The 18,249-nt window shown below is 46.6% G+C and carries 19 protein-coding genes; 1 reads left to right on the top strand and 18 read right to left on the bottom strand.

The features are described from left to right. Positions 1–131: 131 nt before the first annotated feature. From atpC to ARA78_RS05995, 9 genes are all read right to left on the bottom strand, one after another. The gene (gene atpC / locus ARA78_RS06035; protein ID WP_015534641.1) at positions 132–536 is read right to left on the bottom strand and encodes an ATP synthase F1 subunit epsilon; all 405 of its coding nucleotides are present in this window, start codon (positions 534–536) and stop codon (positions 132–134) included. Positions 537–549: 13 nt separating this feature from the next. After that, positions 550–1,938 (bottom strand): F0F1 ATP synthase subunit beta, encoded by a 1,389-nt coding sequence (gene atpD, locus ARA78_RS06030; RefSeq protein WP_022216970.1) that lies wholly within the window; start codon positions 1,936–1,938, stop codon positions 550–552. Positions 1,939–1,975: 37 nt separating this feature from the next. Beyond that, a complete protein-coding gene (gene atpG / locus ARA78_RS06025) occupies positions 1,976–2,860 on the bottom strand; it encodes an ATP synthase F1 subunit gamma (RefSeq protein ID WP_022216971.1) in 885 nt (294 codons plus the stop codon). Between the two features lie 41 nt (positions 2,861–2,901). Further along, the gene (gene atpA / locus ARA78_RS06020; RefSeq protein WP_022216972.1) at positions 2,902–4,404 is read right to left on the bottom strand and encodes a F0F1 ATP synthase subunit alpha; all 1,503 of its coding nucleotides are present in this window, start codon (positions 4,402–4,404) and stop codon (positions 2,902–2,904) included. 4 nt (positions 4,405–4,408) lie between these two features. Then, entirely contained in the window at positions 4,409–4,933 is a 525-nt protein-coding gene (gene atpH, locus ARA78_RS06015; protein ID WP_156329406.1) for an ATP synthase F1 subunit delta, read from the bottom strand. Continuing rightward, positions 4,905–5,411 carry a F0F1 ATP synthase subunit B gene (gene atpF, locus ARA78_RS06010; protein WP_022216974.1) on the bottom strand — a complete coding sequence of 169 codons (507 nt, stop codon included), beginning with the start codon at positions 5,409–5,411 and terminating at the stop codon, positions 4,905–4,907. Before atpF ends, atpH begins: the two co-directional genes overlap by 29 nt. A 103-nt stretch (positions 5,412–5,514) precedes the next feature. Next, on the bottom strand, positions 5,515–5,739 hold the full coding sequence (gene atpE, locus ARA78_RS06005) for an ATP synthase F0 subunit C (RefSeq protein WP_004852001.1): 225 nt from the start codon (positions 5,737–5,739) through the stop codon (positions 5,515–5,517). A gap of 44 nt (positions 5,740–5,783) precedes the next feature. After that, the gene (locus tag ARA78_RS06000) at positions 5,784–6,461 is read right to left on the bottom strand and encodes a F0F1 ATP synthase subunit A (protein WP_071849465.1); all 678 of its coding nucleotides are present in this window, start codon (positions 6,459–6,461) and stop codon (positions 5,784–5,786) included. Positions 6,462–6,524: 63 nt separating this feature from the next. Further along, complete coding sequence (locus ARA78_RS05995) at positions 6,525–6,998, bottom strand: HAD domain-containing protein (RefSeq protein ID WP_022216975.1); 474 nt, start codon at positions 6,996–6,998, stop codon at positions 6,525–6,527. A gap of 838 nt (positions 6,999–7,836) precedes the next feature. Here ARA78_RS05995 and ARA78_RS05990 point away from each other — a divergent pair. Further along, positions 7,837–8,583, top strand: a complete 747-nt coding sequence (locus ARA78_RS05990) for a helix-turn-helix domain-containing protein (protein WP_015534638.1) — start codon at positions 7,837–7,839, stop codon at positions 8,581–8,583. Between the two features lie 37 nt (positions 8,584–8,620). Here ARA78_RS05990 and ARA78_RS05985 read toward each other — a convergent pair whose 3' ends face one another. From ARA78_RS05985 to ARA78_RS05945, 9 genes are all read right to left on the bottom strand, one after another. Continuing rightward, positions 8,621–9,511, bottom strand: a complete 891-nt coding sequence (locus ARA78_RS05985) for a precorrin-6B methylase 2 (RefSeq protein WP_022216976.1) — start codon at positions 9,509–9,511, stop codon at positions 8,621–8,623. A gap of 116 nt (positions 9,512–9,627) precedes the next feature. Further along, positions 9,628–10,392 (bottom strand): DeoR/GlpR family DNA-binding transcription regulator, encoded by a 765-nt coding sequence (locus ARA78_RS05980; protein ID WP_022216977.1) that lies wholly within the window; start codon positions 10,390–10,392, stop codon positions 9,628–9,630. A gap of 91 nt (positions 10,393–10,483) precedes the next feature. Continuing rightward, entirely contained in the window at positions 10,484–11,719 is a 1,236-nt protein-coding gene (locus tag ARA78_RS05975; RefSeq protein WP_055280223.1) for a M20 family metallopeptidase, read from the bottom strand. 51 nt (positions 11,720–11,770) lie between these two features. Further along, positions 11,771–12,700 (bottom strand): choline kinase family protein, encoded by a 930-nt coding sequence (locus ARA78_RS05970; RefSeq protein WP_055272185.1) that lies wholly within the window; start codon positions 12,698–12,700, stop codon positions 11,771–11,773. 16 nt (positions 12,701–12,716) lie between these two features. Continuing rightward, positions 12,717–14,411 (bottom strand): ammonium transporter, encoded by a 1,695-nt coding sequence (locus ARA78_RS05965; protein ID WP_055280221.1) that lies wholly within the window; start codon positions 14,409–14,411, stop codon positions 12,717–12,719. Positions 14,412–14,433: 22 nt separating this feature from the next. Beyond that, on the bottom strand, positions 14,434–15,417 hold the full coding sequence (locus ARA78_RS05960; protein WP_015534632.1) for an ABC transporter ATP-binding protein: 984 nt from the start codon (positions 15,415–15,417) through the stop codon (positions 14,434–14,436). A 4-nt stretch (positions 15,418–15,421) separates the two neighbouring features. Beyond that, complete coding sequence (locus ARA78_RS05955) at positions 15,422–16,447, bottom strand: ABC transporter ATP-binding protein (RefSeq protein WP_055272181.1); 1,026 nt, start codon at positions 16,445–16,447, stop codon at positions 15,422–15,424. A gap of 12 nt (positions 16,448–16,459) precedes the next feature. Beyond that, positions 16,460–17,317, bottom strand: coding sequence for an ABC transporter permease (locus ARA78_RS05950; protein ID WP_015534630.1), 858 nt, complete (start codon positions 17,315–17,317; stop codon positions 16,460–16,462). 2 nt (positions 17,318–17,319) lie between these two features. Beyond that, positions 17,320–18,249 carry an ABC transporter permease gene (locus tag ARA78_RS05945; RefSeq protein ID WP_055145097.1) on the bottom strand — a complete coding sequence of 310 codons (930 nt, stop codon included), beginning with the start codon at positions 18,247–18,249 and terminating at the stop codon, positions 17,320–17,322.

The following is an 18,249-nucleotide window of genomic DNA, read 5'->3' as shown; positions in this document are numbered from 1 at the left end:
CTTTTATAATAGACTCGAAGTCCCGCGCTGACGCGCTCTATGTTCGGCGTAAGCCGAACGACTTCTCGTTAAAACCGCTTGAAACCCCCAAATGCCTGCAAGCAGGCGCTTGGGGTTTCTGCGCTGGGGTTTTATATCTTTTCTGTTACTTTGAGTCTTGTGAGTGCACGGGCAAGTGATGCCTCGCTCTGCTTGTATTCCTTCAGACTCTCTTTCTGTCTGAGTCTCTCTTCCGCTCTGATCTTTGCCTCCTTGGCTCTGACCCTGTCGATATCCTCCGGCTTCTCTGCGGAATCCACGATAAGGACAACTCGGTTATTTACTATCTGAACAAAGCCCTCACCGACAACACCGACTACCTGCTCACCCTTGCTGGTGGTAATCCTGATCTCGCCTATGCTGGTGGCTATGACCATGTTCTCGTGATGTGCAAGAACCGCTTTCTCTCCATCTTCAAGTGGAAGAATGATCTTCTCTACTCGGCCTTCGAAGAATATCTTATTGCTGGAAATAACTCTCAGATAAAATGTATTCATCTACGCACTTCCTTTACTGACCTTTCTCGGCCTTTTCCTTTACTTCCTCTATAGTACCTACATTGAAGAATGCCCACTCAGGATACTCGTCCATCTCACCGTCAACGATCATCTTGAAGCCCTTGATCGTATCCTTGAGACTTACATACTTTCCAGGAATACCTGTGAAGTTCTCAGCAACATGGAATGGCTGTGACAGGAATCTCTGAACCTTTCTGGCTCTGGTAACTGTAAGCTTATCCTCATCTGACAGCTCCTCCATACCGAGGATTGCGATGATATCCTGCAGCTCCTTGTACTTCTGAAGTATCTCCTGTACACGTCTTGCAACATTATAATGCTCCTCGCCGACTATATCAGCCTCAAGAATTCGTGAGCTTGACTCCAGCGGATCTACTGCCGGATAGATACCCTGCTCAACGATCTTTCTTGAAAGAACTGTATTTGCATCCAGATGCGCAAATGTTGTGGCTGGGGCAGGATCTGTAAGGTCATCGGCTGGCACATATACGGCCTGGACTGACGTGACTGATCCTTCCTTGGTAGAAGCGATTCGCTCCTGAAGCTCACCCATCTCATTTGCAAGTGTTGGCTGATAACCAACGGCTGATGGCATACGTCCGAGAAGTGATGAAACCTCTGAACCTGCCTGTGTAAATCTGAATATATTGTCGATGAACAGAAGCACATCCTGATGATTTACATCACGGAAATACTCTGCCATTGTAAGTCCTGTCTCTGCAACTCTCATTCTGGCTCCAGGTGGCTCATTCATCTGTCCGAACACCAGGGCGGTCTTGTCGATAACGCCTGACTCGCTCATCTCTGTCCACAGATCATTTCCCTCTCTTGAACGCTCTCCAACACCGGTGAATATTGAGTATCCACCATGTACGGATGCGATATTCTGGATAAGCTCCTGGATAAGGACTGTCTTACCAACTCCGGCACCGCCGAACAGACCGATCTTACCACCCTTTGAGTAAGGTGCAAGAAGATCTATGACCTTGATACCTGTCTCAAGTATCTCGATGACAGGACTCTGATTCTCAAATGTTGGCGGCTCTCTGTGGATTACCCAGTGCTCTGTGTCTGAGAGATCCTCCTTGCCATCTATTGTCTCACCAAGCACGTTGAACAGACGTCCAAGTGTCTGATTTCCTACTGGAACTTTGATTCCTGATCCGGTCGCAACGACTTCCATATCTCTTGAAAGTCCCTCGCTGGCGGACAGCATGATACATCTTACTGTATTATTTCCTACGTGCTGTGCTACTTCCATAACACATTTTTTTCCATGATTATCTACTTCAAGAGCATCCTTGATGTATGGCAGATCGTTGTCTGGAAATTCTACGTCTACGACAGGTCCCATGACCTGTACTATCTTACCATTTTTCAAAACATCAGACCTCCTTTACAATTATTTATTGAGCTTATTAGCTCCTGTCTCTCTGAGCTCTGGCGCCGCCCGCGATCTCTGTGATCTCCTGCGTTATGGCTGCCTGCCTTGCTCTGTTGTATTTGATATTGAGATCATCCAGCATCTCCTTGGCACTCTTTGTGGCTGAGTCCATCGCCATCATTCGGCTGTTCTGCTCACTGCAGAAGGACTCTACCAGAGCGCCGTATATATATCCCATGACACAGTTTGGCACGATTCGGTCAAGCACTGCCTTCGGTGAAGGCTCCATGGTAATCTCCTCGTGGAACACATCCGCAGGAACGCCTGCGAAGTCAGTCCTCTTCATAGGGAGGAGCTGTATCATCTGCGGTTCAACGACCACACTGCTCTTCATGTTGGTATATATGATGTATACCTCATCTATATCGCCATTCTCATAGTTCTCAAGCATCTTGTCCGCTATGACTCTGGCTCTGTGAAGACTAGGATTCTGCGCTGTATACTGGAAATGTATATCTATAGGCACTCCCTTCTTTGCGAAGTAGTGTCTTCCCACCTGGCCGACTACATACAGCTCACTGTTTGGGTGGGCTGCAAGCTCCTGCTCAGCGATCTTGATTACATTGTGGTTGTAGGCACCAGCCATACCTTTGTCGGCGGTAATGACCAGATAACCTCGCCTTCTGTCCTCTTCCTTGATTCCCTCTCTGCTGTCGAAGTACAGATGCTCCATCTCAGGAACATGTCTGAGCATTCTGGCAAGAGCAACCTGGAGTGTGTAGAAGTAAGGCTCCGTGTTCTCAAGATCTGTCCTCGCCTTTTTAAGCTTGGAAGATGAGATCATATACATTGCATTGGTGATCTTCTGAGTATCCTTGATACTCTTTATTCTATTCTGGATTTCTTTGGTATTTGCCAATCAAATCACCTCTCAACGAATCTTCTTATTTCTCCTGAGATCTATCTCTCGATAAACTCCTTAGCGGCTGCGACTATCTTGTCCTTCAGCTCATCGGTAAGCACCTGCTTCTCCTCGATCTCATCCACGATATCCTTATGGGCACTGTGGAAGTATTCAAGCATCTCAAGTTTCTTCTTCTTGACCTCTGAAACCTCAACTGGAAGGAATACCTTATTGGTAGCTGCTACCAGAATGATAACCTCCTCGGCCATTGACAGCGGATTACACAGAGGCTGCTTTAAAAGCTCCATAAGTCCCTTGCCATACTGAAGCTGTTCCTTGGTGTTCTCATCAAGATCTGAACTGAATTGTGTGAACACCTCCATCTCTCTGTACTGTGCCAGATCGATACGGATACTTCCTGCGGCCTTCTTCATCGCCTTTGTCTGCGCTGCACCACCAACTCGTGATACCGACAGACCGACGTTGACAGCAGGTCTCATACCTGAGAAGAACAGATCGCTCTCGAGGAATATCTGTCCATCTGTGATAGATATAACATTTGTAGGTATATAAGCAGATACATCGCCTGCCTGTGTCTCGATAATAGGAAGGGCTGTGATGGAGCCTCCGCCCAGCTCATCCTTAAGCTTACTTGATCTCTCAAGAAGTCTTGAATGGAGATAGAATACATCTCCAGGATATGCCTCACGTCCTGGTGAACGTCCGAGAAGCAGTGACAATGTTCTGTAAGCAACAGCGTGCTTTGACAGATCATCGTACACGATCAGCACATCCTTGCCCTTATGCATGAAATACTCAGCGATCGCTGTACCTGAATAAGGCGCAATATACTGAAGTGGTGCTGAATCACTTGCTGTAGATGCAACGACTATCGTGTAGTCCATGGCATCATATTTGTTCAGGTTATTTACAACCTTGGCTATTGTTGAAGCCTTCTGGCCTATAGCCACATATACACAGATGACATCCTTGCCCTTCTGATTCAGAATGGTATCTATCGCTATGGATGTCTTACCTGTCTGTCTGTCTCCTATGATCAGCTCTCTCTGTCCTCTTCCGATTGGGAACATGGCATCTATCGAGAGGATTCCTGTCTGAAGCGGCTGGTTGACCGACTTACGATCAACTATGCTTGGAGCCGGATTCTCTATTGGACGATAATCCGTTGACTCTATGCTGCCCTTTCCATCTATAGGTGCTCCAAGGGCATCAACTATACGTCCGATAAATGCATCGCCTACAGGGATGCCTGCACGCTTTCCCGTTCTGCTGACCTTTGTTCCTTCTTTGATTCCTGTATCACGACCGAACAGAATACATCCTATCTCTGTTCTTCTGATATCCTGAACCATACCTTTGACACCATTCTCAAAAACAACGATCTCGCCGTACATGGCATTGTCTATACCGTATACGGTTACGATTCCATCACCTACATAGATGACCTTACCGACTTCTTTGTCCCTGGAGTCAAAATCATAATTCTCTATCTCTTCTTTGAGTATAGAAATAATATCCTCTGAACTAATTGAACTCAATTTATCACCTCATAACCAGTTTCTGTCTAAGGGATTTGTACCTGCCCAGAATGCTTCTGTCGTACTCGCGGTCTCCCGTTCTTATGACAAATCCACCTATCAATTCTTTTTTCTCCACCATAGAAAGCTGTACCGCCTTGCTTCCATACTCTTTCATAAGGAAGTTCTCGATACCTGCCTTCTGCTTATCAGTTGGCGGTGTGACATAATAGAGAGTTGCCGAAAGGATATCCTGCTGCTCTCTGGCATACTTCTCATACTCGTCAAATATGTCATGTATCATGTCAAATCCATCGTTGTCACACAGGGTCTTCATGAAATTTACCAGATCCTTATTGCCAAATCTGTCAAATACCCTGTCAACGACCTTGCGCTTGTCCGCGTGGCTGACCACCGGATCTGCCAGTGCATATACCAGCTCCGGACTACCATCCACAAGCGCCTTTATCTCCTCCACCATGTCCTGACTGATTCCAAGCTGATAGAGGACAATTCCGTAATTAATTGCCTTCTGTGTCACCTGAATCACCTACTTCATTCAAAAACTCGTCATACATGGCAGCTCCTGCTGATTCCGCATCACCTTCACCGCCCACGATCTTGCCGGCTGCTGCCATTGCAAGCTCTGCGATCTGTGACTGCATATCAGAAAGTGCCTTGTTCTGCTTGATCTCTATGGTCTTCTCCGCATCCTTTATCATCTTGACTGACTTTGCATCAGCCTGATCTATGATACGGCTGTACTCATTCTGGGCCTCCACACGGGATTTCTCACGGAGATCCCTGCACTCAGCATCAACCCCTGCAAGGGTATCCTCATACTGAGACTTGAGTTTCATTGCTTCAGCCTTCTGATTGTTGGCATCCGATATGGTGCCAGCGATCATATCTTCTCTCTTCTTGATGACATCGTTGAGCGGTCCTATCAAGAACTTCTTCAAAAGAAGAAACAGAACTATTAAGTTGATAATGGTGAATGCTATTGTAGAAAATTCTATATCAATCATATAGCCACTCCTATCTTTCTGTTTCTATTATCCGCATCTCTTCTGCAATTCCAGATTTCTATTAGATATTTCTATTAAAATATCCATCTGACCAAAAATCTGATTACTTAAGAAGAATGATTGCAAGAAGTCCGATTACGAAACCGTAGATAGCTGTTGCCTCTGCAAGGGCACAACCGATGATAAGAAGCTTTGTGATCTTTCCGTCTGCCTCCGGCTGTCTAGCTACAGCCTCAACTGCCTTTGATGTTGCAAGACCGATTCCAAGTCCTGCGCCAAGTCCTACTAATGCTGCTATACCTGCTCCAATTGCTAATAATCCGTTCATATCATTTTCTCCTTCTTATTTTCATTTTTAAAATCAGATAATCTTTACTCCATCGCTTCCTGCATGTAAAGCGTAGTCAGGAAAGTAAATACAAATGCCTGTAAAAATCCATCAAAAAAATCAAAGTACAGGCTGAGTGGGATAGGGACAATGAGTGGAACTACTGCCTCTATCAGCTTCATGATGACGAATGCTCCGAGAACATTACCAAAAAGTCGCATACACAGCGACAGCGGCTTGATGACAAGCTCAAGTACATTAAGCGGTGCAACTATTGCTACCGGCTCTGCAAAACTCTTGACCCAGCCTTTTGTCCCCTTTCCTCGTATTCCTGCCACCTGTACGAGTATGATACTCATGATGGCCAGTGAGGCTGTCACATTCAGATCCTTTGTCGGTGGTTTAAAGCCAAATACACCCATGATGTTGGCCATGCCGATGTACAGAATAACCGTTATCAGATACGGAACATACTTCATGCCCGCCTCTCCGATAACACCTTTGAACAGGTTGTTAAAAGTAGTTATTATGGTCTCCAACACAAGCTGTTTCTTACCCGGATTCTCAACTTTGAGATTCCTTACAAGGATAATCGACAACAGCACAAGCACTGCCATAATGATCCATGTTACCACCACAGATTCTGTTACCGGTATTCCACCAAATATTGGTATTGTAAATACTGTTTTGCATTGGAGTTCATTGGATAACTCTTCTGCCAGATCCGTAAGACATCACTTCCTTTCACACTGTTTTATTGTATGTCAAAATGCTATTTCAGTTTATTATTGGTTTATTATAGAAATAGCATTCATGGCATCTGCCTCAGACAGCCCCACAAGTACGTTCTCTGTGTTGATCCAGTGAGAATCGAGTTCATGAGCCTCCCAGTCCATATCCATGTCATCAAATATGACATATCCCTCTACGGAATTCGCAACCACATAATCCTTGACTGCACATGCTCTGGTATAATCCCCATACTTGTTTCTGAGCTCATCCCCTGAAGAAGTTGCCCCATATACTTCCATTCCAGCATCCGCAAGTCTGTCTATCAGTTCCCTTACGTGTGCCTTACTGATATCCTTATCAATCACCTGTTTTCTCCAGTCACTTGTCATGACCAGCTTCGCTCCTGTGGCATCCACAACCATCTTGAGGTTAGCCACATTCTTAGGATTGATAAACTCCCCATGCTTCTCACACAGGAATTTCTCCGAATTCAGTACGCCGTCTACATCAAAAAATACTACATTCATACGGTCATACTCCCCTATCTTTTTTTCTAAAAAGCTGCTCTCGCTCCTTGCTTGCGTATTTTATCACCATTCAAAACAAATTTAAAGTCATATATTTGCCCTTATAGTCAAATTTTAATCATTTTTTATTTTTGTATTATTTTTCGTAACAAAAACAGTTTTTTGTCACAGTTTTCTCAAGAAACCCGCATAAAATCTAACGTATCGCCAGTTTATACTTTTTTTATAATTTTAACATTTCGTTTATAATTAGCTTTTCTTCCAAATCATCAAAGTAAAATTCGCCACTCCCATCATCCTTCCGCCAGAAACAGGCTGGGTATTCTTCCGCGGCTGTATATCATCTGCTATATATGTGGTATCGGTAGCGAATACGACTGAGCTTCGGTGCTTCTTGCCGAGTTGGAAGCCGCATCGCCCTTATCGCGGCCGGAAACGAGTGCATATAGAAGCTAAGCCGAAGCGAAGGAAGTAGAGCGTGATACCACATATATAGCAGATGATATACCCGCCCCGCGGAAGAATACCCAGCCGTCCGTCCTTCGCCCCCCACGAAAAAAGGCTATCTCGTGTTCGACGCCCTAACGCTCGACACGTGATAGCCTTGTTCCCTCTGCCGTAATCCGTCACCCCCATTGTGACAGACTATTGTAGAAAATGACCCCCTTGTCATCTCTCGATGTAACAGATAAATTCATTATATCATATTTAATTTCATATTAAAGAGCAGTTCATACACTTTCCTGCGCATACACAAATCGCAAAAGTGTATATTCTTACACTTTTCAACTGGACAAGCCTGTTTCTTCTATTATATAATGTTACTGAGGTGAATTACATGCAGCAACAATACGATATAGGGAAAAGACTCAGGGAAGTCATGGCTGAACGCGGGGTTACGATCAGTCAGTTAGCTGAGTTGACAGATGTCTCTGAGGATACGATAAAAGCCATCAGGAGCGGCAAGACCAAGAGCCCGGGAATACAGCTTATGATATCCATCGCAGACGCACTTGGATGTACCATGGATGGATTTCTCCATAGGCGCAGCCTTACGGACGAGGAATTGTATCTCCTGCAAAAATACAGAACACTCAACATCCACGGCAAGCGGATGGTCATGCTAATGGCGGACTCTGAAGATCACATGCAGAAGAAGCTTCCTTCAGCGGATGCGTACCGCGCCAAAACGCGCAGGATTCCGTGTATTTCCTCAACTCACACGCTTGCTTCCAATTCAGACTACTCAACACACGCGACAGAATTTATAGAGATACCCGCCGATTATTTTCCAAATGCAGATTATTGTCTGAGGCTCACGACCAATATGCTCCATCCTATCTATATTAAGGATGATATTATAGCCGTGGAACAAAACTTTCCTCATTTCGGAGATATTGCGTTATTCCTGAACGAGAATGGAGTCGAGATGATCAGAAAATATACAGAAAAGGATGGCTCACCATACCTTGAAGCTGTCAGCAGATGTGATAGATCCCTGTATCTCACAAGTGATATCATTTGTCTGGGAACGATCCTCGGAATCGTCCGTCTGGAGGACACAAGAAAACCGCCTATTACATAAAGGCGGTTTTTCTTATATATAAATATTATGATGTCGATTACTCTGCTCCACCGGTGATAAGCCATGGTGACGGCTGGGTAACGAACATGTTGTCCTTGTTGGTTTTGGATACAGATATCTGAATAGCCTCCATATTCTTTATTCCGAGCTTGTCAAATATGAGCTTTGCCTGTGCAAGTATTCCAAGATCAAGTGTGTATATGACAAACTGCATATTCGGATTGATCTTGAGCAGTCTCTCCATATCTGACTCCAGATAATGATTTGCAACTATGAATGCCAGTCTCGGAACAGGTATGGCTGCCAGAGTGTCCTCGCTCATATCTGGGATTATCTGTACATTATGTACTCCGAACTTGTCAACATTCTCCTCCATGGATCTTCTCGAACCTTCGTCCGGCTCAACGGCTATAATGTTGCCCTCGCTTGCCACGATCGCAGCCTCAATGACTATACTCTCGGCCTGGAGTGCCAAGATGGTGTCATGCGTATCCACATCCAGCAGACTCATGATGACTGCTCTTATCTCCTTGCCGACATAGTGTACTGTTCCAGCCGAGAAGAAATCATTTGCAATTCCGTATCTGACGGATTCCCTTGTCTTCTCATTCATGATGAATATAACTGTTGGCCCTGTTATCTTCCTGTTCAGCACCTTCTCCAGCTTGTCATGATGAACCTCGCCGCCGGGCTCCACACCCTCTGCATACCACATGTCATACTCGCCAAAGCCCTTCTCCCAAAGCGTATACAACAGATCCTCATGACTCTGATCTGCAAATATAAGAACTCTCTTGTGTGTGTCTATAGTCGGAACAACGTTCTTCTGCTTTCCGCATATATTCAGCATCTTTATCTTCTCAGGACTGACCTTCATCATGTCTGCAAAATAGCCAAGCCAACTGAGCATATCCTTGTTCTCGTACATAACCATAACCCTCCTTTAGTTGTCCGTCCAATCTTTTATATAGCACATTTATTATACTATTTTATCGATCTTCTGTACACCCAAAGAGAGGCAAACAGACACTTTTTTGACTGTCATCAACTTACCACGTTCAGCTTGTGATCTCTATACATATTGTATACGGACTCCGGAAGCTTATCGTCGGTTATGATGGTGAATTCCGGCTGGAGATCACTGAGCTTGAAATCTCCCTTTGTCTCGAATTTCGTGCTGTCCGCCAGCAGAAATACCTCGCTAGCATGGCCTATCAGCATGCACTGATTCTCATAGGTCTCCCTTATAAAATCATGTGCGCCATCCTCGACCGAAAGTGCCGAAGGTACTACAAATGCCTTTGAAAAATAAAGTTTCTGCATCGCCTCATGTGTCAGGAAGCCATAAAACAACTTCTCCTTCGGGAGATATTCACCGCCCAGCAGGGTTATCCTGTAATTTCCACATTCCGATAATATGGAGAACACCTCCGAGGAATAGGTTATGACGGATAGTGAGTCAAAATTGCGCGCCTTCAATGCCATGGCGAACAACGACGCCGTGCTGCCTGAATCTATCGCTATGGTGTCTCCATCCTTCACATACTCAAGCGCTTTCCTGGCTATCTGCTCCTTGAGTTCCATATTGGATGTGCCCCTGACATCCATATCCTCAAACCGGTATCTCTTCTTCACAGAAACCGCACCGCCGTGTACCCTCGTGAGCATGTTGTTATTTTCAAGATCCTCAAGATCACGTCTCACCGTCTCGGTCGACACGCCCAGCAGCTCAACCAGTCTGGCAACAGTAACCGAATGATTAAGATTTACCTGATCCAATATTATCTGTTTACGCTGATCTGCTAACATCTGTCCCCTCCCTTACTTCCTTATAAACTGAGCCCTATGTTTTCTAACCTGCAACATGATTGTATCAAAATAAGCGGTGCCGTGTAAACCTTTATTCCGGCATATCCAGTCCATACAGCCTGCAGAGAACCGCAGTATATCCCTCTATACAGTCGAGGATCCTGTCGATCTCCACATGCTCCTGTGCCTGATGCGCCTGACTCATCATCGCACCCGAATATCCTATAGTCGGTATGTTGTATTTGCCGCATATAACGCTTCCGTCGGTTCCAAACTGCCAGTATATCTTCTCAACATCCTGACCAAGCTTCTTAAGCGTCCTGTATGTCAGCTCGACATACTCATTATCCTTGCCGGTCACCCACGCCGGATGCTGCTTTGCCGCCTCCGCCTCATAACCGGTGTAACACGTCCTCTTATTCATTCTCGGATGAACGACAGCTCTGAGCTCAGGATCCTTTTTCTTCTGCTCATCCAGGAATTTCTGAACCCTGCTCACCGTATCCTCTATGGTCATAGGTGGCACATATCTCTGATCCACTGTGATCTCACAATAGTCCGGCACACAGGAATACTTCTGTCCCGGTGTTACCACCACATCAGTGATGACCATGGACGTCTTACCCATCTCATGTACGAGCGGTTCACTGCCAAAGTTATGCATGATCGCATCCATTATAGGAAGCGCTTTCTCAACAGCATTTATGCCCTCCTGCGGAGCGGACGAGTGCGCCACCTTACCGTACACCTCTATGACAAGCTCGATCTTGCCTCGCTGTCCGATGGCAAGATTGCCGTCTGACGGCTCCCCCAGATAGCACAGGTCAACATCAAGGCCGTGTTCCGGAAGAGTGTGCTCCATAAGATAAATCGTTCCGATACTCTCCGCCGGCTCCTCATAGACGACTGCAGCAAATATAAGATTGCCCGATATCTTCGCCCCGGCATCCACCAGCTTTTTGATCTCCATAAATGCAAAAAATTCCGAAGTCAGGCCAGCAAGCATATCGCTTATGCCTCTGCCGTATAACTTTCCATCCTCCACCTTCGGCTCAAATGGCGAATACGGACTCCATGCATCTATGCTTCCCTCAGGCACAACATCCATATGTCCAGTCAGAAGCACATTTGGACCGTCACCCTCTCCGCGGATGACCCCGACCACGTTGCCGCGCTCATCGCGGAAATGCTCAATACCAAGCTCATCCATGGTCTGCATAAACACCTCCGAGGTGGCTTTCTCCTCCCCGGAATATGCCTGTGCGCGTATATTCTTACTGACAAATTCTACCCATGAATCTTCCATATTCTTATAATAATCCTTCATGCTATACATCTCCCTTTCCTGAACCGGTTTCATAATACGATCTGCTGATCATCAACTGATACGGGTACTCTTCTCCCTCGCAACGTCGAGCCAGTAATCCAGCCTTGAATCGAGCCAGAAATGCTGCAGTCTCGCCATCTTCTGTCCATACCAGTTCATGTAATCAAACTCCACGTTGGAGCTGGCCGCCTGATACAGTGCCCAATACGCCCACTTGATATCGCAGGCTATCTTGTTCAGCTTCATTCTAGCAAATGCTCTCTCATCAACCCTGCCTCCGCCGTATATCTTCATCATCTCCACGTCCATATCCTCGGTGAAATAGTTCACAGCAGATATCAGACCCAGATCCACATAAGGATCATTCATGGACGCATACTCATAATCTATGATCTTCAGATCATTTGTCTCCTCGTTGTACATCAGGTTGTTTGTCCAGAAATCATTGTGGCACGGACACAGCTCCTCACTGCCCGCCAGCGCCTTCTCAATAGCAGAGAGCAGATACTCCATCTTGTCATTAAACGGTGATATATAGCCGCCCTTCTTCGCCCTTGCGTTCATATCCCACGCCTGTTCAAATATGCTCTGCTTCAGGTTCAGCGGCTTTGTCTCGAGATGGTGGAAGTCCCTGATCCTCTCGAATATCGACTGGAATATATCTTTGTCATACACATCGCCAAATGTCACCTGGCGGTAGCCGTCAAGCCACTGGAATATCTCAACACCTGTATCCTCGAAATAATAATAGACTCTTGGGCCTGCCTTGCTCTCGTCCGCGATCACATTTGCCTCATGGCATACTTCACGGTTTATGTAATCCGTGCCGGCTCCCGGTATCTTGAGGAAGAAATGCTCTCCCTCCACATCCACTTTGAAATTCGGATTCGTTATTCCTCCTGAAACAGGCTTGTAACTGATCTCCTTGCCCTTCCAGTCATCGACCCTTGCGATTGCCTCATCAATTGTTGTCTTGCGCATAAAAAAGCCTCCTCTCCTACTTGCTCTCATCAATCAATGCTTCTCTTCCAACCTCTCCGGTTCTAACCTTCACAACATTTTTCACATTGTATACGAATATCTTGCCATCGCCATAGTTGCCGGAGTACAGCACCTTCTCCGCAGTTTCCACAACCCTGGACACAGGTACAGTGCTGACTATGACCTCGACCTTCACCTTAGGAAGCAGGTTCAGATCCGCATCCGAGCTGCGGTAATATTTGTCATTATTTCCCTTCTGTATACCATATCCGGTCACATCCGTGATCGTAACTCCAGTTACATTTATGTCATTCATGGCGTGAAGCAGTGCGTCAAGCTTGTTCTTTCTCGCTATGATGACCACCTTGGATATGTTAAGATTCTCCGCATTTTCTGGGCTGTCAAATGCCTTGCCATCGATCTTAGGCACATTCATCATAGGCGCGCTTATTCCGTCTGAGGACAGCACCTCTGTGTAAGTATTTGAAAATCCGTGCTCACTGATATCCAGTCCATCCATCTCATCCTCAGCCGATACACGAAGGCCGATGGTCTTCTGAACGATCTTGAACAGTAGTGCCGAAGCTGCAAATACATACAGGAACACAACTATTCCGCCAAGGATCTGGATTCCGCACTGGTAACCACCACCGCCGAGCAGCAGGCCCTTTGTCTTTGTGGCGGTTCCGTCTGAGAACAATCCAACCGCTACAGTTCCCCACAGGCCACCGAATCCGTGTGCCGCGATGGCTCCCACAGGATCATCTATCTTTACCACGTTCTCTATGAAATGCATTCCCCCAACTACTATCGCTCCGGCCACGATTCCGACCAACACCGCAAGTGGTGTACTTATAACGTCGGCTCCCGCAGTGATAGAAACCAGGCCTGCCAGAGCGCCGTTGAGTGTCATGGCGATATCCGGCTTCTTCTTCCACGCCCAGCTTATACACATCGCTGTGACTGCTCCAGCCGCAGCGGATAGATTGGTGTTACAGAACACCTTTCCAACTAGCGACACCGTATCTCCTGTCAGTGGCAGAACCGAGCTTCCGTTGAAGCCGAACCAGCCAAACCACAGAATAAATATTCCAAGCACTGACAGCGGCATGCTGTGTCCCGGTATCTTCTTCGACTTTCCGCTTCTTGAATACTTTCCGATACGCGGGCCGAGCATCCACGCTCCTGCAAATGCAGCGGCACCGCCCACCATATGTACAACTGTGGATCCGGCAAGATCATGGAATCCGAGCTGTGCCAGCCAGCCGTCTCCCCATATCCAGTGTCCCGATATAGGATAGATCACCAGACTTATCATCAGACTGTAGATACAATATGCTGCAAATTTAGTTCTCGCCGCCATGGCACCCGACACGATGGTCGCCGCCGTCGCAGCGAATACTGTCTGAAATATCAGGAATGCCCAGAATGGGATCCCGTCAGGAAGCATGCCGCCTCCATATACCGATTCCATTGCCACACCTTTGATCTTACCCAGTACAGCTCCATCGCCGCCATACATAATTCCGAATCCTATCAACCAGAACGTCACCGAACCGATACAATAGTCAACCAGATTCTTCATGGCGATATTTCCTGCATTTTTTACCCTCGTCATGCCGGTCTCAAGCATCGCAAAGCCCGCCTGCATGAAGAAAATGAGTACCGTTCCTACCATAATCCATATCGTACTGACTGCACTATATTCCATCACGATTCCTCCTTAATCTCTGTTATATCTGTCCTGCCTTGTGACAGCGAACCGTATGTCCCGGTGATACCTCTGTCTCCTCCGGGCGCTCTTTCATGCAACGTTCATCCGCATATATACAGCGTGTACAGAACGGACATCCCGGCATCGGCTTTGCCGGATCAGGTATATCACCTGGCTTAAGGTCTATGTCAAAGCCCGCATCCTCAAGTCCCTTGCTTATACTCGGAGCCGCCTTGAGCAGAACCTTTGTATATGGGTGCTGCGCATTCTTGTATATCTCGCTGCTCGGTGCACTCTCGACTATCTCTCCGAAATACATGATCTTTATCTGATCCGCGATCTGTCTCACCACAGCCAGATCGTGGGCGATCAGCAGCATGGACAACTTATATTTGTCCTGCAGATCCATCAGCATATTTATGACCTGTGCCTGCAATGACACGTCCAGTGCCGATATAGGCTCATCGGCAAATATGATCTTCGGTGTGACGACCAGACACCGCGCTATGATTATCCTCTGTCTCTGTCCACCGGATAACTGATGCGGGTATCTGTCAAGGAACATCGGTGCCATTCCGACCTGTGAAAGTGTGTCCAGAATGATCTTCTCCCTCTCCTCCTTGTCCTTCACTCCATTCAGGATCAATGGCTCCTCAAGTGATTCACGGATACTCATTCTCGGATGCAGCGATCCCAGAGTGTCCTGAAAGATCATCTGTATCTTTGCCTTCATATCGCTCTTTTCCTGGGGCGTCATATCGTCCACGGATTTTCCTTCAAATACGATACTTCCGTCCGTCTTGTCCTCAATTCCCAGCAGGACTCTCGTCAGCACCGTCTTGCCACAGCCCGACTCTCCGACGATTGCAAGTGTCTTGCCCTTTTCCAGCTCCAGCGAGACATGGTCGACTATGTTCTTCTGTCCGACAACCTTGTTGAACATTCCCTTTTTCACCGGATACTGCTTCAGCAGATTATCGCAAGATAATACTATATCCTTCATATGATCACCCCAATTCTGTATCTTCGTTAATGTCATAATCCAGTGGGAAATGGCAGGAACACATATGGCCCTCTCCAACCGGTTTCAGTGCCGGCACCTCTTTATGACATATATCTTTCGCATATTCACAACGGGAAGCAAATGGACATCCCTCCGGGACATTTGACATATCCGGCGGGAATCCCGGAATGGATTTCAGTCTCTTCGTCTTACGAGCCTCGAGAAGCGGAACAGAACGGATAAGTCCAACCGTATAAGGATGCTTTGGATTTCTGAGCAGATCCTTCTTGGATGCCGACTCCACGCATCTTCCCGCATACATGACAAATATGTCGTCTGAGAACTGGGACACCACGCCAAAGTCGTGGGTGATTATCATGATGGAGATGCCGGTCTGCTTCTGCACCTCACTGAGGGCTTCGATGATCTCCGCCTGAATGGTGATTCCAAGACTTGTTGTAGGCTCGTCCGCTATGAGCAGATCCGGGTACAATATCATTGACATCGCTATGAATATCCTCTGTCTGAAACCCGCTGAGAACTCACACGGGTATTTCTTTATGACCTCCTCGCCGTTGGTTATTCCGACAAGCTTGAGAACTCTCATTATCTCCTGTTTTGCCTTTTCTGAACCCGATGGGGTATGTGCGTTATAGGCCTCGGCAAGCTGTGCTCCAATTGTCATGTAGGGATTGAACGATGTAGTAGGATCCTGGAATATCATGGAGATCTCATTTCCACGGATGCTCTTCATCTCCTTCTCCGGGAGCTTCAGTATATCCTGACCTTTGAACCTGATCTCGCCGCCTGCTATGTAACCCGGAGATTCCACGATCCTCAGTATCGATCTCGCCGTCACGCTCTTGCCGGAACCACTCTCTCCTATTATTCCAAGCACCTTGCCCTTCCGCAGTGAGAAGTTGACTCCCTCAACTGCTTTCACGACTTTGTGCGGACCGGTCTTGAAATAGGTCTTTAAATCCTTTACCTCAAGGATCACATCTGTATCTTTTTCTGTATTATTATCCATACTGTTATCCTCCTATTTGCGAAGCTTTGGATCGAAATGAACCTGAAGATTGTCACCGATAAAATTCAGTCCGAGAACCATGATGATAAGAACGATGCCGGGGATCATGATATACCATGCATCAGATGCAATATAGCCACGGGCATCGGACATTATGTTTCCAAGGGATATCTTTGGCGGATTTATACCGAGTGACATGTAGCTGAGCAAGCTCTCGTTGATGATCATTCCGGCGATATCAAGCGGTATGAGAGGAAGCATGGCAGGGATCAGATTCTTGCCGATATACTTCGTGGATATCCTCCATGAGCTCGCCCCCATGAGTTTTGCCGCTGCGATATAATCTGTGCTCTTCTGGGGTATTACATTTGACCGCACCGTTCTCGCATAGGCCGGCCACAGTGCCAGACTCAGCACTATGGTTACCGACACCTCATTCGGTGCGAACAGTGTGAGTGCGATCATGGCAAGTACGATAAATGGGAATCCCATCTGTACATCGGTGATTCTCATCAGCACTGAATCCAGAGGTCCCGGACTTGTGAGACCGGATATGATTCCGACTATCAGTCCTATGAGGGCGGCCAGCAGAACGCTGCAGAAACCAATTATGACTGAGGTACGGATTCCATACAAAAGTCTCGAGAACAGATCACGTCCTATGGCATCAGTTCCCAGCCAGTGTGCCGGATCCTGAAACGGTTTCAATAATCTGATGGATGGATTTGCCTTGCCCGGGTCCGACGGCGCGATGAGCGGCGCAAAGATTCCGGCAAGGAGATAGATTCCTACAATAATGATTCCAAGTGTAAATAATTTGTTTTTACCAATCCACTGAAGGACTGATCTAAATTTACTTTTTTTCTTCATAATTACAGTCCTCCCTGTGCTTTTCTCATTCGTGGATCAAGACGGATACTTCCAAGATCAATGGCAATATTCAAAACAATAAAGAATACGGAAAACAGAATGATAATTCCCTGAACCAGGTTGTAATCTCTTCGAAGGATCGCATTTAACACCGTGTATCCGATTCCCGGGAAGTTAAATACATACTCGACAACAACGATACTTCCTACCAGAAAGCCAAGCTGTGTTCCTAGGGATATCAGTACAGGGATAAGTGAATTCCTGAGTGCGTATTTGAAATATATCGCCACTGTCGATATTCCTCTCGCATATGCAACCTTGACAAATTCCTGATTGTAACTGTCGATCAGTGAGGAACGCACCACCTTGGTGAGCACCGCCGTGAGCGGAAGTGCCAGTGCAACTGTCGGGAGCACGCAGGATGCAGGTCCCGAATAATCCATTGACGGCAGCAGTCCAAGTCTGACTGAGAAAATAATGATCAACACGGAGGATACCCAGTAGTTAGGCATTGACTGGAACAGTACCGCAATACTCGAGATGAGACGATCCTCCCATTTATTTCCATTTAGTCCTGCGATGGTTCCCAGGATCAGGGATAATATGATCGATATGACCACTGAAGATATCAGCAGTATCAATGATAAAGGTGTGGCCTGCTCCATAACATTCAGGACTGTATCGCTCTTGAAATATGACTCTCCAAGATCTCCGTGGAACAGATTCACCATGTACATTTTAAACTGCTCCGGGATGGACTTTTCCAGTCCCATACTGTCTCTGATCGCCTGCTGCTGTTCTACTGTTGCTGTCGGAGCCATGACCTTCGCCGGATCTCCCGGTATCATCCGAAGTATTACAAAGCTGATAAATATAACGCAAAAGGTAACAAAAATGCCCTGTGCAAGTCTTTTTAAAACGGTTCCCAGCAC

This window comes from Coprococcus eutactus (assembly GCF_001404675.1).
Lineage (GTDB): Bacteria > Bacillota > Clostridia > Lachnospirales > Lachnospiraceae > Coprococcus > Coprococcus aceti.
Note: the sequence above shows the minus strand (reverse complement) of the source record. Positions and strands in the feature narration are given on the sequence as shown.

What these genes read in the sequence shown, in the direction of transcription:
- ARA78_RS05970 (WP_055272185.1), bottom strand. Translation starts at nt 12,700, where the DNA reads ATGCGCAAGACAACAATTGATGAGGCAATCGCAAGGGTCGATGACTGG.
- ARA78_RS05965 (WP_055280221.1), bottom strand. Translation starts at nt 14,411, where the DNA reads ATGGAATATAGTGCAGTCAGTACGATATGGATTATGGTAGGAACGGTA.
- ARA78_RS05950 (WP_015534630.1), bottom strand. Translation starts at nt 17,317, where the DNA reads ATGAAGAAAAAAAGTAAATTTAGATCAGTCCTTCAGTGGATTGGTAAA.
- ARA78_RS05985 (WP_022216976.1), bottom strand. Translation starts at nt 9,511, where the DNA reads ATGTACGAGAACAAGGATATGCTCAGTTGGCTTGGCTATTTTGCAGAC.
- atpC (WP_015534641.1), bottom strand. Translation starts at nt 536, where the DNA reads ATGAATACATTTTATCTGAGAGTTATTTCCAGCAATAAGATATTCTTC.
- atpE (WP_004852001.1), bottom strand. Translation starts at nt 5,739, where the DNA reads ATGAACGGATTATTAGCAATTGGAGCAGGTATAGCAGCATTAGTAGGA.
- ARA78_RS05980 (WP_022216977.1), bottom strand. Translation starts at nt 10,392, where the DNA reads ATGTTAGCAGATCAGCGTAAACAGATAATATTGGATCAGGTAAATCTT.
- ARA78_RS05955 (WP_055272181.1), bottom strand. Translation starts at nt 16,447, where the DNA reads ATGGATAATAATACAGAAAAAGATACAGATGTGATCCTTGAGGTAAAG.
- ARA78_RS05960 (WP_015534632.1), bottom strand. Translation starts at nt 15,417, where the DNA reads ATGAAGGATATAGTATTATCTTGCGATAATCTGCTGAAGCAGTATCCG.
- ARA78_RS05995 (WP_022216975.1), bottom strand. Translation starts at nt 6,998, where the DNA reads ATGAATGTAGTATTTTTTGATGTAGACGGCGTACTGAATTCGGAGAAA.
- ARA78_RS05990 (WP_015534638.1), top strand. Translation starts at nt 7,837, where the DNA reads ATGCAGCAACAATACGATATAGGGAAAAGACTCAGGGAAGTCATGGCT.
- atpF (WP_022216974.1), bottom strand. Translation starts at nt 5,411, where the DNA reads ATGATTGATATAGAATTTTCTACAATAGCATTCACCATTATCAACTTA.
- ARA78_RS05975 (WP_055280223.1), bottom strand. Translation starts at nt 11,719, where the DNA reads ATGAAGGATTATTATAAGAATATGGAAGATTCATGGGTAGAATTTGTC.